Below are 16,053 nucleotides of genomic sequence, written 5' to 3' on the forward strand. Positions count from 1 at the left end.
AGCACACTCATGACAGTGACACGACGCGGCGTGCTGCAGGCCGCGACGGTGGTTTCCGCGGCCACCGCGGTCGGCGGCCTGTCCGCCGTGACGGCCCGGGCGGCATCGGCCGCCGCCCCGGCCGCCGACGCCTTCACCCGCCTGCCCGTCGGCAGCATCACCGCGCACGGCTGGCTCGCCGAACAGTTGCGGCTCCTGCTCGCCGGACTGTGCGGCCGCTACGCAGAGACGTCCCACTTCCTCGTCATGGACACCTGCGGCTGGGTCCATCCCGAACTCGGCGGATGGGAGGAACTCCCGTACTGGCTGCGGGGATACGTCCCGCTCGCGATCGCCACCCGGGACGCCGACGCGCTCGCCGCCTGCAAGCGCTGGATCGACGCCATCCTCGCCACCCAGGAGGCGGACGGCTTCTTCGGCCCGCGCGCCCTGCGCACCTCCCTGAACGGCGGACCGGACTTCTGGCCGTTCCTGCCGCTGCTGATGGCGCTGCGCACCTACGAGGAGTACACGCGCGACGAGCGCATCGTGCCGTTCCTGACCCGCTTCCTGACCTTCATGGAGGCGCAGGGCAAGGGCGCCTTCGACTCCAGCTGGGTCTCCGTGCGCTGGGGCGACGGCATCGACACCGCGCGCTGGCTGTACGAGCGCACGGGCGACGCGTTCCTGGAGAGCCTGGTCGACAAGATGCACCGCTACGGCGCCGACTGGACCGGAGCCCTGCCCACCCCGCACAACGTGAACATCGCCCAGGGCTTCAGGGAACCCGCCCAGTACGCCCAGTGGGCGGCCGGCGACGCCGACGCGCTGGTGCGGGCCACCTACCGCACCTACGAGCAAGTCCTGCACGACTACGGGCAGTTCCCGGGCGGCGGCATCGCCGGCGACGAGAACGTCAGGCCCGGCTTCGGCGACCCGCGGCAGGGCTTCGAGACCTGCGGCATCGTCGAGTTCATGGCCAGCCACGAGCTGCTCACCCGCATCACCGGCGACCCGGTGTGGGCCGACCGCTGCGAGGACCTGGCCTTCAACATGCTGCCCGCGGCCCTCGATCCGCAGGGCAAGGGCATCCACTACGTCACCAGCGCCAACGGCGTCGACCTCGACAACTCCCGCAAGACGGCCGGGCAGTTCCAGAACGGCTTCGCCATGCAGTCGTATCTGCCGGGCGTCGACCAGTACCGGTGCTGCCCGCACAACTACGGCATGGGCTGGCCGTACTTCACCGAGGAGCTGTGGCTCGCGACGCCGGACGGCGGACTCGCCGCGGCGCTGTACGCCCCGAGCGAGGTGAAGACCCGGATCGGTGAGGCGACCGTGACCGTACGGGAGGAGACGGACTACCCGTTCGACGAGACCGTCACCCTGACGCTGAGCGTGGACAGGCCCGTCGCGTTCCCGCTCCGGCTGCGTGTCCCCGGCTGGTGCGACAAACCCCGCCTCGCGGTCAACGGGCAGACGGTCAAAGCCGGTTCGGGTCCGTCCTTCACCGAGGTCCGCCGCACCTGGAAGAACGGCGACCGCGTCACCCTGCGGCTGCCCCAGCGCACCACCCTGCGCACCTGGAGCGGCAACCACGACAGCGTCAGCGTCGACCACGGGCCGCTCACCTACTCGCTGCGGATCGCCGAGAAGTACGTCCGCACTGGCGGCACCGACACCTTCCCCGAGTACGACGTGCATGCGGCCTCCGCCTGGAACTACGGCCTCGTACCCGGAAGTTCACCGGAGCTGCGCCGCCGGTCGGGACCGCTGCCCGCCAATCCGTTCACCCTGGACGGCACCCCGCTCACTCTGGCGGCCAAGGCGCGGAGCCTGCCCGAGTGGATCGCGGACGACGAGCACGTGGTGGCCCCTTTGCAGCCCAGCCCCGCGCGCAGCCGGGCGGGCGTCGAGACCGTGACGCTCGTGCCGATGGGCGCGGCCCGGCTGCGGATCACGTCCTTCCCGACCGCCGCACCGGACGGACACCCGTGGACCCCCGAACCGCCCTACCGGCGCATCGAGAACAAGCACAGCGGCAAGGTCCTCGCCGTCGACTCCATGTCCACGGCCAATGACGCGCGGGTCGTCCAGTTCGACAACTCCGGCACCGGCGACCACGCCTGGCAACTGCTCGACGCCGGAAACGGCCGGCTGCGCATCCGCAACGGCCAGAGCGGGAAGTTCCTTGCCGTGGAGGGGAGCTCGACCGCCGACAGCGCACGGGTCGTCCAGTTCGAGGACTCCGGCAGCGGGCGTCCCGACCTGCTGTGGACCCGCGTCGAGCGGAGTGACGGCTGGTTCCTGCTGCGCAACGAGCACAGCGGAAAGGTCCTCGGCGTCGACGGGATGTCCACCAACAACAGTGCACAAGTGGTGCAGTTCGCCGACAACGGGACGGATGACCACCTGTGGCGCCTGACGTCTTGACGGGCCACCGACACCGACGAAGAATGACCGCGCTTGCTGACAACGTTGTCGAGAGGCCGAGAATGAGAAGCCGTACGACGAGAACGCGCACGACAGGGCCGAGGGCCCGCCGCGCCCTGGGGGCGCTCGGCGTCGCCGTGCTCCTGGGCACCGGGCTCGCGGCCCCCGCGGCGCAGGCCGCCACCGGGAGCACCGGGCGACTGACCGATCTGGTCAACCCGTTCATCGGGACCGAGAACGAGGGCAACACCTACCCGGGCGCCGCCGTGCCGTTCGGCATGGTGCAGTTCTCGCCGGACACCGGGCACAACACCGGCTACGACTACTCCGAGAACCACATCCGCGGCTTCTCCACCGTGCACCTCTCGGGTGTCGGCTGCGGCCTCGGCGGCGATCTGCCCGTGCTGCCCACGACCGGCGACATCACGTCGACCGACTACGCCAAGTACGCCGCCGAGTTCAGTCACGACGACGAGAAGGCGTCGCCCGGCTACTACAAGGTGGGCCTGAAGACCGGCATCGAGGCCGAGCTGAGCGCCACGAAGCGGACCGGCGTGCAGCGCTACACCTTCCCGGACACCGACAAGGCCAACGTCCTCATCAACGCCGGACAGTCGCTGCACAAGACAGCCCACACCAAGGTCGAGATCCTCGACAACCGCACCGTGCGCACCGCCGTCACCGGCAGCGGCTTCTGCCAGGACACCAAGCAGTACACCGTCTACACGCTCACCCGCTTCGACCGGCCGTTCACGGCCTCCGGCACCTGGAAGGGCGACACCGTCACCGCGGGCTCGACGTCCTCGGCCGCGGACGCCGACCGCAACGGCGCCTATGTGCGCTTCGACACCGGCAAGGACCGCACCGTCGAGGCGACCACCGCGATCTCCTACGTCGACGCCAAGGGCGCCGCGCTCAACCTCCGTGCGGAGGGCGGCCGTTCCTTCGACAAGGTGCGCGACGCCGCGCAGGCCGCCTGGGAGGACCGCCTCGACGACGTCCGCGCCCAGGGCGGCGGTGACACTCTGCGGCGGACCTTCTACTCGTCGCTGTACCGGTCCTTCCTCGCGCCGAACGTGGGCAGCGACGTCGACGGGCGGTACACCGGCTGGGACCAGAAGACCCACCGGGCCAAGGGCTTCACGTACTACCAGAACTGGTCCCTGTGGGACACCTACCGCACCCAGGCGCAGCTCCTGTCGCTGCTCGCGCCGCGCGAGTCGCGGGACATGGCGCTGTCCGTCATCCAGATCGACAAGGACAGCGGCTGGCTGCCCAAGTGGGGCTACGGCACGGTCGAGACGAACATCATGACCGGCGACCCGGTCACCCCGTTCCTCACCAACGCCTACGAGCAGGGCCTGCTCAAGGGCCACGAAGAGGACGCGTACCGCGCGCTGAAGAAGAACGCCGACGGGGTGCCGCCGGCCGACTCCGCGCCGGTGGGCCGCGAGGCGAACAAGGAGTACCTCGCCGACGGGTTCGCCCCGTACATCAAGGACCGCGCGCACGTGAAGCCGGGCGACTCCGACTACGACCACGGCGCCTCGGCCACCCTGGAGTACGCCCTCTCCGACGCCATGCTCGGCCGCATGGCCCGGAAGCTGGGCCACAAGGACGACGCGCGGCGGTACGCCGAGCGGGCCCAGAACTACCGCAAGATCTTCGACAGCTCGACCGGGTTCTTCCGGGCGCGCGACGCGGCCGGGAACTTCACCGGCCCGGCCGACCCCGCCCAGAGCGAGGGCTTCCACGAGGGCACGAGCTGGCAGTACCAGTGGCTCGTCCCGCAGGACCTGCCCGGCATGGTCGGCCTGATCGGCGGCACGGACGCGGCGAACCAGCGCCTCGACTCGTTCTTCGCCTACGACCAGCTGGTCGCCGACCCGGCGAAGACCGCCCGCGAGGTGTGGGTCAACGGACCGTACGACTACTACAACGCCGACAAGTACAACCCCCAGAACGAGCCCGACCTGATCGCGCCGTACACGTACCTGTCGACCGGACAGCCGTGGAAGACGACGGACGTGGTGCACGCCGCGCTCACCCTGTTCACCGACGCGCCGACGGGCATGACCGGCAACGACGACCTCGGCACCATGTCCGCCTGGAACGTGCTCTCGTCCATCGGGGTCTTCCCGGTGCAGCCGGGCACGGACACCTGGGGGCTGTCGACGCCCGTCTTCGAGCGGGTCGACCTCACGCTCGACCGGCGCTACTACCCGAAGGGCGGGCTGACCGTCCGTGCGGGGGGCACCTCGGACACCGACCGCTACATCCAGTCGGCGCGGGTGGACGGCGCCGCGTACGGCAAGACGTACCTGACCACCGCGGACCTGCGCGGCACGCGCGAGCTGTCGTTCACCGTCGGCGCTCGGCCGTCGTCGTGGGGGACCGGTGCCGAAGCGGCGCCCCCCGTGGTGAAGTGACGTAGGAGACACGGGCCGGACACGGCTCAGGCGTCACACGAGACCCGCCATGCGCAGCGGTATGCGCGCGTGGCGGGTCTTAATCTGCTGTTAACTGTGCGTGCCTAGATCGTACTTGACCGTAATCGACTGTGGGTTGTTGACTGCGTCTCCTCGTTGCCCGTTCCCCCGTCGTCGACGCGAGAGCACTCCATGACTGCGAAGAGCCCGGACCTGCTCGCCCCCCTCGACCTTGCCTTCTGGAACATCGAAACCGCCGAGCACCCCATGCACCTGGGCGCCCTGGGGGTGTTCGAGGCCGACGCGCCGGGCGCCGCCCAGCACGCCCGGGAACTGCTGGCCACCCGCGCACCCGCCGTGCCCGGCCTGCGCATGCGGATCGCCGGGGTGCTCGTCCCGGTGGGCGGCGCGGCCCGGGTGCCCGTCGCCGACTTCGACCCGCTGGACCATGTGCGGATCGCCGAGCCGGTCACCGACTTCCACGCCGCCGCGGGCGCCCTCATGGAGCGTCCGCTCGACCGCGGCAGGCCGCCCTGGGAGGCGCACGTGCTGCCGGCGGCGGACGGCCGCTCCTTCGCCGTGCTGTTCAAGTTCCACCACGCCCTGGCCGACGGGCTGCGCGCCCTCACGCTCGCCGCCGCCGTCATGGACCCCGTCGACCTGCCCGTCTCCCGCACCGCGAGGCCGGAGCCCGCGCCGCGCCGCGGCCTGCGCCTGCCGTTCCCCGGCCTGCGCGACATCACCCTCGGCGATCTCGACCCGCGCCGCTACCCGGGGCACGTCCGCGCCGTGGCCGGCGCCACCACGCAGGCCGTCTCGATCGGCGCCTCCGTGGCGCGGGCCACCTGGGGCGTGCGGACCTCGCCCGCGCTCGCCGCCGAGGCCACCGGCACCCGCCGCACCGCGGGCGTCGTCCTCGACCTCGACGACGTCCACCGGATCCGCAAGACCGCCGGCGGCACCGTCAACGACGTCCTGATCGCGGTCGTCGCCGGAGCCGTCCGGCGCTGGCTCGACGAGCGCGGCGACGGCAGCGAGGGCGTCGAACCGCGCGCCCTGATCCCCGTCTCGCGCCGCCGCCCGCGCACCGCCCACCCCCAGGGCAACCGGCTCTCCGGCTACCTCGTGCGCCTGCCCGTCGCCGAGCACGACCCGATGGAGCGCCTGCGGACGGTGCGCGCGGCGATGGACCGGCACAAGGACCGCGGCCCGCACCGCGGCGCCGGAGCCGTGGCCCTGCTCGCCGACCACGTGCCGCCGCTCGGCCACCGGCTCGGCGGCGCGCTCGTCGGCCGCAACGCCCGCCTGCTCTTCGACCTCATGGTCACCAGCGTCCCGCTGCCCAGCCTCGGCCTGACCCTCGGCGGCTGCCCGCTCACCGAGGTCTTCCCGCTCGCCCCGCTCGCGCAGGGCCAGTCGCTCGCCGTCGCCGTGTCGACGTACCGCGGACAGGTCCATTTCGGCCTGGTCGCCGACGCCGAGGCGGTGCCCGACCTGGAGACGCTGGCCCGCGCGACGGGCGACGAGCTGACGGAACTGCTCGCCGCCTGCGCGCCCCGGAGCCAGGCCCCGGCCGGGCTCTAGCCGGGCTCTAGCCGGGGTCGACGCCCGGTCGCCCGAGATCCTTCAGCAGGCCGTCGAGCGCCCGCGTCAGGGCCTCGGCGTTGTCCGGGGTGAACCAGGTGGTGCGGATGCGTTCGTTCGTCCCCCTCGGGGTCTCGTGGTCGCCCGCGAGCTGCTGCACCGAGCGCGCGCCGTCACCCAGCGAACGTCCGACGGCCCCGAACAGGCCCCGGACGTAGCGGTCGGCGTCCTCGGGCGCGACCCCCTGCCGGGCGGCCCAGGAGGTCAGCGTCGCCAGGTACCAGTAGTGCGTGGTCAGCGTGGACGTCAGCGTCTGGAACACGTCGAGCGTCGCCTCGTCCGGGACGGGCAGCGCCCCGCCGAGCCGGTCGAAGAGGCCGTCGACGGCGGGGTGTCCCGGGCAGGTCACGGTGACGGCGCCGCGCTCGCGCACGGCGGGCAGCGGGATCGCGCGCACCACGGGCGCCGCCGTGCGCAGGAGCCCGCGTACCTCGTCGACGGCGACGCCCGCCATGGCGCTGACCACGACCTTGTCCCCGCTGCCCCCGCCGTCCCCGCCGTCCCCGCCGAACCGGAGCCCGGCGAGTGCCTCGGCGCGGTCCTGCGGGCGGACCGCGATGATCAGCGTCGAGGACCGGTCCGCGACCTCCTGGTTGTCGGCGCAGACCCGGACGGTCGCGAAGCGCGACGACAGCTCGGCGGCCGCCCCGGCGCCGCGTGGGGACAGGAACACGTCCGGGGGAGCAGCGACGTCCTCGCACAAGCCGGTCACGAGGGCCCGGCCGAGTTCGCCCACACCGATGATGCCTATCCGTTCCACAGAGAGTTCTCTCCTGGTGACGTCCACGGGTCCTCGAGGAGTGACAACGGCCACTCGCCGGGGACGGCGAACGTATCGGGTTTGGAGACAGGCCCCGCCGCTCCGTAAAATTCGGCCTTTGTGAGCGAGCGCGGTTCGGGCGCGACGCGGACGACCCAAGGAACGGCAGCGGCGATGACGGTGACAGAGAACCATGAGGCCCCGGAGGCCGACGACGAGATCGCGTACGGTCCCGGCATCGACCCCGAGCGTCTCGCCGTCTGCCTCGCGGTCCTGGCGGAGCTCGACAAGATCGACGTGGACCACCCCCACGCGATCGAGGTCCGGCGCGCCACCGCCGGCATCTACCGGACGGTGAAGCAGCGCCGCCGCCAGGAGCGCCGCGCCGCCAAGACCGCCCACGACAAGGCCGTCACCGAGTCGACCGCGACCGGCTCCGCGCAGCGCATCGACGACGAGACCGAGGGCCTGCTCCCGTCGTCGGTCACCGAGGCGGGCCGGATCGCGGGGATACTGCAGCGCCCGCGCTCCTGCTACACCTGCAAGACCCGGTACGTGGAGGTCGACTACTTCTACCACCAGCTCTGCGCCGACTGCGCCCGGCTGAACCGGGACAAGCGCGACGTCCGCGCCGACCTGACCGGCAAGCGCGCCCTGCTCACCGGCGGCCGCGCCAAGATCGGCATGTACATCGCGCTGCGGCTGCTGCGCGACGGCGCCCACACCACGGTCACGACCCGCTTCCCGAAGGACGCCATCCGCCGCTTCACGGCGATGGAGGACTCCGCCGACTGGATCCACCGCCTGGAGGTCGTCGGCATCGACCTGCGCGACCCGGCGCAGGCCGTCTCGCTGGCCGACCGGGTCGCCGAGGCGGGCCCGCTCGACATCCTGATCAACAACGCGACGCAGACCGTGCGCCGCCTCCCGTCCGCGTACGCCGCCCTGGTCGACGGCGAGAGCGCGCCGCTGCCCGCCGGCGAACTGCCCCCGTACTCCGTCATCGGCGCGTTCAACTCGGGCGCGGTCGACGGCATCGCCGCGCTGCCCATCGGCACGGGCGGCATGGACGCGCAGAAGGTCGCCGACCTGGCGCTCGTCGCGGGCAACGCCAGCGTGGAGCGGCACCTCGACGGCACCGCCATCGACGCGGGCGGCCTGGTGCCCGACGTCGTCGACAGCAACACCTGGGTGCAGAGCATCGAGCAGATCTCCCCGGTGGAGCTCCTCGAGACCCAGCTGTGCAACTACACCGCGCCGTTCATCCTCATCAGCAAGCTCCGCGCCTCCATGGCCGAGGCCGCGAAGAACGCGAAGAGCGGCCGCGCCTACGTCGTCAACGTCTCGGCGATGGAGGGCGTCTTCGGCCGCGGCTACAAGGGCGCCGGCCACCCGAACACCAACGCGGCCAAGGCCGCGATGAACATGGTGACGCGCACCAGCGCCCAGGAGATGTTCCAGACCGACGGCATCCTCATGACGTCCGTCGACACCGGCTGGATCACCGACGAGCGCCCGCACTACGACAAGCTGCGCCTCGCCGAGGAGGGCTTCCACGCCCCGCTCGACCTGGTCGACGGCGCCGCCCGCGTCTACGACCCGGTGGTGCGCGGCGAGGCCGGCGACGACGTGTACGGCGTCTTCCTGAAGGACTACGCGCCCGGGAAGTGGTGACGCAGCCGCCGCTGCACGGCATGCGCGTCCCCGGCCGCTGAGGCCGCCCGGACGCGCGTGCCGCCGTCCACCAGCAGATCGGCGCCCGTGATCCACTCCGCCTCGTCGGAGACCAGCCAGCGCACCGCGCGGGCCACGTCGGCCGGTTCCCCGATCCGGCCGGCGGGCAGCCCCGCGGCGATCGACTCCTCGGCCCCCTCCCACACGAAGCGGGCCAGTTCGGTGCGGACCAGGCCGGGGGAGACGGAGTTGACGCGCACCGACGGGCCCAGTTCGCCCGCCAGTTGAGCGGTCAGATGACGCAGCGCCGCCTTGCTCGTGTTGTACGCGCCCACGTTCGGGCCGACGTGCGTGGCGCCCTCGGTGCACACGTTGACCACGGCGCCGCCGTGCTCGCTCATCCAGGCCCGCCAGGCGCACTGCACCAGCCGCAGAGGTGCCTCGACGTTGACCGTGAAGGCGGCCCGCCAGGCGTCGGGGTCGGCGTCCATGAGCGGGCCGTAGGGCTGGTTCGTCGCCGCGTTGTTCACCACGACGTCGACGCGGCCGAACGCCGCCATGGTCAGCTCCGTCACCTCCCACAGATGCGCGGGGTCGGCGACCGTGCCCGCCGCGCCGATCGCGTCCGTGCCCTGCGCGCGCAGCGCCGCGACCGTCTCCCGGACGCCGTCGGCATCCCGCGCGGTGACGCACAACAGGGCGCCCGCGCGGGCGAGTTCCTCGGCGACCGCCCGGCCGATGCCGCGCGAGGCGCCGGTCACGACGGCGGCCCGGCCTGTCAGGGAGCGCTGCGACGTCATGCGCGTACGGTCTCATGGCCGCAGCCTGCGTGACGATCCGTCAGGCGTGCGGTGGTCGTGGATGGTTGGTGGCGTTTCCGTGGGCCGTCGGGTCAGCGGGCGCGCAGTTGCGCGGGCTCCCTCCGGTGCTGCTCCGCCACCAGGGTCAGCAGCGGGCGCCAGTCCTCCAGCACGCCCGCGTCCAGGCCGACCACCTTGCCCGCGTCGTCCGCCTGACGCAGGTCCACCGCGTCCGACCCGTGCGGATCCGCCTCGAACGCCGCGACCTCGGCCGGTGTCATCGGGCCGCCCTGCGCGTCCAGCGTCAGCGCGCTCTGGGCCGACAGGGCACGGGACGGCTCGATCGCGGCCAGGTACCGCTTGGCCGGGACATGGAGCCGTATCAGGTGCGCGACCCTGGCGCCCAGCAGCTCGCGCACCGCGTCCGCCGCGGTCTCCGCGTGGCCCGCGTCGTCACCGGGGCGCAGCAGATGACCCAGGTCGTGGACCAGGCCCGCCACCTGCAACTCCTTGTCGCTGGGGTGGGAGCGGCGCAGCAGCGCCGCCGTCTGCAGGGCGTGGTCGTGCAGATCGACGGGATCGCCGCTGCGGTCGGGGGTGTCCCACGCACCCCGGCAGGCGTGCAGCGCCGCCATCAGCTCGTCGACGGTGCGCAGAATGACCCGGTCCATGGACGACTCTCCTCCCGAACACCTTCCGAGGCTTGTCCGGAAGCAGACCATGCGGAGCTGACCGAGCGGTCAACGGGACGTTAACGCTCGTACCCGGTCAGGGACGGCGGGTGTCGTGAGGCAGAATTGGCGCGTGCCCCGACTCGCCGTCCCCGCCCTCCTGGTGACCCTCCTGGTCGCTCTGCTGGGCTGCGCGCAGGGCACCGGCAGCGCGGCGGCGGCGTACGCGCCGGTGACGACGGCGGTCGAGCGGGCCGTTCCCGTCGGGCCGGGCTGCGCCCCCGAACAGCCGCACGCTCCCGACAGCCGCCAGGGCGTGCCCTCGCGCGGCACGTCCGCGCACGAACTGCTCGCCCCGCTCGCGTACGCCCACGGGTGCGGCGAGGCGGCCGTCCTCGAAGGCATCGCGCCCACCGTCCCGGCGGGCCGCGGTCCGCCCCCGCACGACCCGCCGTCTCCGGTCGAACTCTCCGTCCTGCGCGTGTAGCAGACCCGGTTCCGCCCCGTGTCAGCTTCCGATCCCCTTTCACGCAAGGACGACTTCGGCATGCCGAAAACCCCGAACACCTCCTCCTCCAAGGCCCGCCCCCTCGCTCTCGTCGCCGCCGTCGCGGTGGCCGCGGCGCTGCTCGGCACGGTGTCGTACACCGCGACCCGCCCGGAACCCCGCACGGACACCTCCCGGCAGGAGGCCGCCGCGGGTCAGCAGCCCGACGAGGCCACGGCGCGATCGGTGAAGCTCGCCCGGCGCGACGCCGACGACCGTCTCGCGCAGGGCAGGGCCGACGCGCCCGTCGTCCTCATCGAGTACGCCGACTTCAAGTGCGGCTACTGCGGCAAGTTCGCCCGCGACACCGAACCCGCCCTCGTGAAGAAGTACGTCGACGCGGGCGTCCTGCGCATCGAATGGCGCAACTTCCCCATTTTCGGCACCGAGTCCGAGGCCGCCGCGCGGGCCGCCTGGGCGGCCGGCCAGCAGGGCCGCTTCTGGCAGTTCCACCGCGCCGCCTACGCCGACGGCGCCAAGGAGAAGGGGTTCGGCGCCGACCGGCTCGACGCGCTCGCCCGCGAGGCAGGGGTGAAGGATCTCGGCCGGTTCCGCACCGACCGCGACGGCGCGGCGGCCCGCGCCGCGGTGAAGGAGGACCAGGCCGAGGCGTACGGTCTCGGCGCCACCTCGACCCCGTCCTTCCTCGTCAACGGGCAGCCCATCGCCGGGGCCCAGCCCGACGCCGTGTTCGAGCAGGCCATCGAGACGGCGAAGGCCCAGGCCGCGCGATGAGCGACATCGGCTACCTCGCGGCGTTCCTCGGCGGACTGCTCGCCCTGCTCAGCCCGTGCAGCGCGCTGCTGCTGCCCGCCTTCTTCGCCTACTCCATCGACAGCCCCACCCGCCTCGTCGCCCGCACCGGCATCTTCTATCTCGGGCTCGCCACCACGCTCGTCCCGCTGGGGGCTGCGGGCTCGTACGCGGGACGGTTCTTCTACGGCAACCGGGACCTGCTCGTCTCCGCAGGCGGCTGGCTGATCATCGCGCTCGGGGTGCTCCAGATCGCCGGACGCGGCTTCGCCTCGCGCCGGATGAGCGAACTGTCCGGCCGCATCCGCCCGACCGGGATCCTGTCCACGTACGCGCTCGGCGCCGTCTACGGCCTCGCCGGATTCTGCGCGGGCCCGATCCTCGGCAGCGTCCTGACCGTGGCCGCGCTCGGCGGACACCCGGTGTACGGCGGACTGCTGCTCGCCGTCTACGCGCTGGGCATGGCGGTACCGCTGTTCCTGCTCGCGCTGCTGTGGCAGCGCTGGGACCTGGGGCGGCGGCGCCTGCTGCGCGGGCGGCCGGTCCGTGTCGGCCGCTTCGAGACGCACAGCACCACCCTCGCCTCGGGGCTGTTCTTCATCGTCCTCGGCACGCTCTTCCTCGTCTTCGACGGGACGACCGCGCTGCCCGGACTGCTCGACGTGGACGGCTCGTTCGCCGCCGAGCAGTGGGCGCGCGACGTCGGCTCCCACGTCCCCGACGGCGTGCTGCTCGCGGCCGTCGTCGCCCTGGTGGGGATCGTCCTCGTCGTACGGGCCTGGGGCCGGGGCCGACCGAGCACGGTGGGCGAGGACGACCCCGCGCACCCCGCGAACCCGGTAAATCCCGCGGGGAACTGAACACTGGGTCCGTCGCGCGCGTATCTTCCCGTGTCACCAACCGGCTCGCCGTCCGGGCGAGCCGGGCTCGGTCCCCGGGAGGCCCGCTTGCGCCGCGTCAACGGCACCGCTCTCATCCTCGCCGCCCTGGTCGCCACCGTCGGTGCCCTGGCGTTCCCGATCTGGTCGTACGCGAGCCGGTCGGGAACCGGGCAGGCGAACCTGAACGCCGCCACCGTGGCCACCCAGTGGGGTCCGCTGTCGGCGAGCGACCGGGACTTCGTCGTGCGCGTCAGACTCGCCGGGCTGTGGGAGATCCCGGCCGGTCAGCAGGCCATGGAGCGGGCGCCGACGAAGGCGATCAGGGACGCGGGCGACCACCTCGTCGTCGGACACACCGACCTCGACCAGCGGGTGCGCTCCGTCGCCGCGAAGCTGGGCGTGGAACTGCCGAGCCAGCCCAACGCGCAGCAGCAGGGCTGGCTGGACGAGCTGACGGCGGCGAGCGGCAAGGACTATGAGCGGAAGTTCGCCAATCTGCTGCGGGACGCGCACGGGAAGGTCTTCGCGCTGCTGGCCCAGATCCGCCACACCACCCGCAACTCACTGGTGCGGGAACTGGCCACGGACGCCAACCAGACCGTGCTCGACCACATCACGATGCTGGAGAACACCGGTGACGTGGACTTCGACGCGATCGCCAATGAAGCGGCGAACGGCGCGACCGCCAGTCCGACCGGTCCGCCCCCGCCGAACGGCCGGGCCCCGGACACCCCGGACCCCGCTCTCCCCACCGGCTCGCCGGACGCGACCTCGCGCCCGTCGGCCGAGCCGACGGAGGACGAGGGCCGCACGATCAACACCGACCGCCCCGCCCCCACCTCCTGACCCGTGCGCCCCGGGCCGGAGGGCGGCCGGAGCCAAATCCGGTCGCGCGGAAACGGACCGGCGTGGCTGAATGAACACCTGTCGACCCCCGAGGGGACGACAGAATCCAGCCCCATCGAGCGGACCCCCGCTCATTTGGTTAGTCTGTAGCCGGACGGTTACCGCACGTGGGTCCCACCCGTACCCATGGTTCCGTCCGGGGAGAGGCCGGTCACCACGGCCGATCCCACCAGCGCAACCGGCGCCACCGCGCCCGAACTGGCCCTCTACTCACACCCGATCGGGCGTCCGGTGTCCGCGAGACGTCGGCCGGTCACGCCGGAGCGGGTTACCCGACACACAAGGAGTGCGCGGTGACACCAGAGAAGACCGATCGAGAGCAACGCCCGAAGGACCGCACGGAGCGCGTCGGCCGCAGGCCGGAGAAGCTCGGCAGCCTGGACGTCTGGGCCCGCTCGGCGCCCATCCGGCTGGCCGGCTACGAGGACGACCTCGCGGAGCCGCACATCCTGCCCAGCGTCGACTGAACTTCGGGGTAGCGCCGCCCTGAGCCCGTCGCCCGCACCCCTCGATGACGAGGGGTGCGGGCGAACGGGTTTTCTGCGTCCCGGCCGGAAGCCATTCATCGGAGGGATTCCGGGTCGGTCGTCATGAAGTTCTCACAGATGTCCAAGTAGTCATGGACGCTGCTCCATTGACACGTCCATGTCTAGGTTGAAGCATCCGATGTCATGACCGAATCGAGTGCGCTCAACCCGTCGCGGCGGCGCGGACACCGGATCGTCGGCGCCGCCGCGGCCCTGCTGCTCCTCGCCGCGCCGGCCCCGCTGGCCCGGGCCGCCGACGAGGCGGCCGCCGCCCCCGCCACCGTGCCGGCCCTCACCGACTGGACGCCGGGGGAGGGGAGTTACACCTACGGCGACGACACCCGCCTCGTCGCCACCGATGCCGCGTCCCGGCGCGTCGCCCGCACCCTGGCGGACGATCTGCGGGCCGCGGGCAACGGCGTCGTGCCGGTGGTCGGCGGCCCCTCCCGCACCGGAGACATCGTTGTCGACGTCGCGTCCGGCGAGCGGGGCCGGCTGGGCGGCGAGGGCTACGAGCTGACCGCCGGGAAGCGGCTGCGGATCACCGGCGCCGCCGAGACCGGCGCCTTCTACGGCACCCGCACCCTCCTCCAGCTCCTCGCCCGCGGCGACAGCGTCCCCGCGGGACGCACCGTCGACGTGCCCCGCTACCAGGAGCGCGGCGTCGGTGTCTGCGCCTGCTACGTGCACATCTCCACGGACTGGCTGGAGAACCTGGTCCGCGACATGGCATACCACAAGCTCAACCAGCTCCTCCTCGAACTCAAGGTGAAGAGCGACGCCCACCCGGAGGCCAACTCCTGGGGCTACTACACCAGGAGCGAGATCCGGCGGCTCGTCGCGCTCGGCGAGAAGTACCACGTCACGATCGTCCCGGAGATCAACTCGCCCGGCCACATCGACCCCTGGATCGAGAACCGCCCCGACCTGCAACTCGTCGACGCCGACGGCCAGGCGCAGCCCTCACGGCTCGACATCACCGCACCCGAGGCCTTCGACTACTACACGAGCCTCATCGACGAGTACGGCGACGTGTTCCCCGCCAAGTGGTGGCACATGGGAGCCGACGAATACATGCTGGGCTCCGACTTCGCCAAGTACCCGCACATCCTGGAGTACGCGAAGGCCAAGTACGGCGAGAACGCGACGCCCCAGGACGCCTTCATCGACTTCGTCAACCGGGTCGAGGCGTACGCGGCGCGCAAGGGCAAGCGGCTGCGCATCTGGAACGACGGACTGACCGGCGACAACACCGTCCCCGTCGCCCCCGGCACGACGGTCGAGCACTGGCTGGGCGTGAAGGTGAAGCCCAGCGAGCTCATCGCGCGGGGCTACCCCGTGATGAACGCCGCCTACTCCCTCTACCTCGTGCGCGGCGGCTTCCACAGCGACACCGAGAAGCTGTACGACGAGCAGTGGGACCCGCGCAGCTTCGAGGGCGAGAAGCTCACCTCCGCCAAGGGCATCACCGGCGCCAAGATCAGCCTGTGGCCGGACTACGCGGCCGCCGAGACCGAGAACCAGGTCGCGGCCACCGCCGAACTGCCCCTCGCCCACATCGCCCAGGCGACCTGGGGAACCCCGCACCCCGACGCCACCTACGCCGACTTCACCGCACGGGCCCGAGCCGTGGCCCACGCACCGGGATGGCGCGACCTCACGCGCGTACCGGTGGCCGACGGCACCTACACGCTCACCGACACCCGGCACCGCACCACGGAACGGGGCATCGAGGTCACCCGCACCGCCGACGGCTACGTCACCCTGACCGACGCGACCGGCGCCTGCCTGGAGACCCGCAGCGGAAAGCTCACCCACAATCTGCCGCTCGAGCCGGGCTCCGCCGTCACCCGGGAGACCTGCGACGCCGAGAACACCCTCCAGCGCTGGACGCTCACCCGGGCGGCCGGCGGCTACCGGCTCACGAACGCCCTCACCCAGATGGCCGTCCACGTCACCGCCGACGGCTCGCTCGTCCAGTACCCGGCCGACCAGCAGGCCCCGGCCGTATGGAAGTTGACCCGCTCCTGACGGAAAGGACCCCCACGT

The 16,053-nt window shown here is 72.2% G+C and carries 13 protein-coding genes; 10 read left to right on the forward strand and 3 right to left on the reverse strand.

Translation table 11 applies throughout. The features are described from left to right. Positions 1-9: 9 nt before the first annotated feature. The 3 genes from ABZ930_RS19535 to ABZ930_RS19545 all read left to right on the forward strand — a co-directional run bounded on the left by ABZ930_RS19535 (position 10) and on the right by ABZ930_RS19545 (position 6,425). A complete protein-coding gene (locus ABZ930_RS19535; RefSeq protein ID WP_361549290.1) occupies positions 10-2,412 on the forward strand; it encodes an RICIN domain-containing protein in 2,403 nt (800 codons plus the stop codon). A gap of 62 nt (positions 2,413-2,474) precedes the next feature. Beyond that, positions 2,475-4,841, forward strand: a complete 2,367-nt coding sequence (locus tag ABZ930_RS19540; protein ID WP_361549292.1) for a GH92 family glycosyl hydrolase — start codon at positions 2,475-2,477, stop codon at positions 4,839-4,841. 192 nt (positions 4,842-5,033) lie between these two features. Beyond that, positions 5,034-6,425, forward strand: a complete 1,392-nt coding sequence (locus tag ABZ930_RS19545) for a wax ester/triacylglycerol synthase family O-acyltransferase (RefSeq protein ID WP_361549294.1) — start codon at positions 5,034-5,036, stop codon at positions 6,423-6,425. Between the two features lie 7 nt (positions 6,426-6,432). On the opposite strand, the gene ABZ930_RS19550 is transcribed toward ABZ930_RS19545, so the two are convergent. Continuing rightward, positions 6,433-7,245 carry an NAD(P)-binding domain-containing protein gene (locus ABZ930_RS19550; RefSeq protein WP_361549296.1) on the reverse strand — a complete coding sequence of 271 codons (813 nt, stop codon included), beginning with the start codon at positions 7,243-7,245 and terminating at the stop codon, positions 6,433-6,435. A 174-nt stretch (positions 7,246-7,419) separates the two neighbouring features. On the opposite strand from ABZ930_RS19550, the gene ABZ930_RS19555 reads away from it, so the two are divergent. Continuing rightward, a complete protein-coding gene (locus ABZ930_RS19555) occupies positions 7,420-8,919 on the forward strand; it encodes an SDR family NAD(P)-dependent oxidoreductase (protein ID WP_361549298.1) in 1,500 nt (499 codons plus the stop codon). Here the strand turns inward: ABZ930_RS19555 and ABZ930_RS19560 are convergent. After that, positions 8,898-9,719, reverse strand: coding sequence for an SDR family oxidoreductase (locus tag ABZ930_RS19560; protein WP_361549300.1), 822 nt, complete (start codon positions 9,717-9,719; stop codon positions 8,898-8,900). The two genes, ABZ930_RS19555 and ABZ930_RS19560, sit on opposite strands and share 22 nt — an antisense overlap. Before the next feature lie 92 nt (positions 9,720-9,811). Then, positions 9,812-10,390: an HD domain-containing protein gene (locus ABZ930_RS19565; protein WP_361549302.1), complete on the reverse strand. Its 579-nt coding sequence runs from the start codon at positions 10,388-10,390 to the stop codon at positions 9,812-9,814. Between the two features lie 133 nt (positions 10,391-10,523). On the opposite strand from ABZ930_RS19565, the gene ABZ930_RS19570 reads away from it, so the two are divergent. From ABZ930_RS19570 to ABZ930_RS19595, 6 genes are all read left to right on the forward strand, one after another. After that, positions 10,524-10,877 carry a hypothetical protein gene (locus ABZ930_RS19570; RefSeq protein WP_361549304.1) on the forward strand — a complete coding sequence of 118 codons (354 nt, stop codon included), beginning with the start codon at positions 10,524-10,526 and terminating at the stop codon, positions 10,875-10,877. 60 nt (positions 10,878-10,937) lie between these two features. Then, entirely contained in the window at positions 10,938-11,672 is a 735-nt protein-coding gene (locus ABZ930_RS19575; RefSeq protein ID WP_361549306.1) for a DsbA family protein, read from the forward strand. Further along, positions 11,669-12,550 (forward strand): cytochrome c biogenesis CcdA family protein, encoded by an 882-nt coding sequence (locus ABZ930_RS19580; RefSeq protein ID WP_361549308.1) that lies wholly within the window; start codon positions 11,669-11,671, stop codon positions 12,548-12,550. Before ABZ930_RS19575 ends, ABZ930_RS19580 begins: the two co-directional genes overlap by 4 nt. Before the next feature lie 87 nt (positions 12,551-12,637). Further along, positions 12,638-13,417: a DUF4142 domain-containing protein gene (locus tag ABZ930_RS19585; protein WP_361549310.1), complete on the forward strand. Its 780-nt coding sequence runs from the start codon at positions 12,638-12,640 to the stop codon at positions 13,415-13,417. 353 nt (positions 13,418-13,770) lie between these two features. Beyond that, positions 13,771-13,944 (forward strand): hypothetical protein, encoded by a 174-nt coding sequence (locus ABZ930_RS19590; RefSeq protein WP_361549312.1) that lies wholly within the window; start codon positions 13,771-13,773, stop codon positions 13,942-13,944. A gap of 204 nt (positions 13,945-14,148) precedes the next feature. Continuing rightward, positions 14,149-16,035 (forward strand): family 20 glycosylhydrolase, encoded by a 1,887-nt coding sequence (locus ABZ930_RS19595; RefSeq protein WP_361549314.1) that lies wholly within the window; start codon positions 14,149-14,151, stop codon positions 16,033-16,035. The last annotated feature ends 18 nt before the right edge of the window (positions 16,036-16,053 follow it).

The organism is Streptomyces sp. NPDC046716 (assembly GCF_040645755.1).
Taxonomy (GTDB): Bacteria; Actinomycetota; Actinomycetes; order Streptomycetales; family Streptomycetaceae; genus Streptomyces.

Bases quoted from the DNA above. Each gene is read 5' to 3' on its own strand.
- ABZ930_RS19580 (WP_361549308.1), top strand. From the start codon at position 11,669: ATGAGCGACATCGGCTACCTCGCGGCGTTCCTCGGCGGACTGCTCGCC.
- ABZ930_RS19545 (WP_361549294.1), top strand. From the start codon at position 5,034: ATGACTGCGAAGAGCCCGGACCTGCTCGCCCCCCTCGACCTTGCCTTC.
- ABZ930_RS19560 (WP_361549300.1), bottom strand. From the start codon at position 9,719: ATGACGTCGCAGCGCTCCCTGACAGGCCGGGCCGCCGTCGTGACCGGC.
- ABZ930_RS19540 (WP_361549292.1), top strand. From the start codon at position 2,475: ATGAGAAGCCGTACGACGAGAACGCGCACGACAGGGCCGAGGGCCCGC.
- ABZ930_RS19575 (WP_361549306.1), top strand. From the start codon at position 10,938: ATGCCGAAAACCCCGAACACCTCCTCCTCCAAGGCCCGCCCCCTCGCT.
- ABZ930_RS19595 (WP_361549314.1), top strand. From the start codon at position 14,149: ATGACCGAATCGAGTGCGCTCAACCCGTCGCGGCGGCGCGGACACCGG.
- ABZ930_RS19555 (WP_361549298.1), top strand. From the start codon at position 7,420: ATGACGGTGACAGAGAACCATGAGGCCCCGGAGGCCGACGACGAGATC.
- ABZ930_RS19565 (WP_361549302.1), bottom strand. From the start codon at position 10,390: ATGGACCGGGTCATTCTGCGCACCGTCGACGAGCTGATGGCGGCGCTG.
- ABZ930_RS19535 (WP_361549290.1), top strand. From the start codon at position 10: ATGACAGTGACACGACGCGGCGTGCTGCAGGCCGCGACGGTGGTTTCC.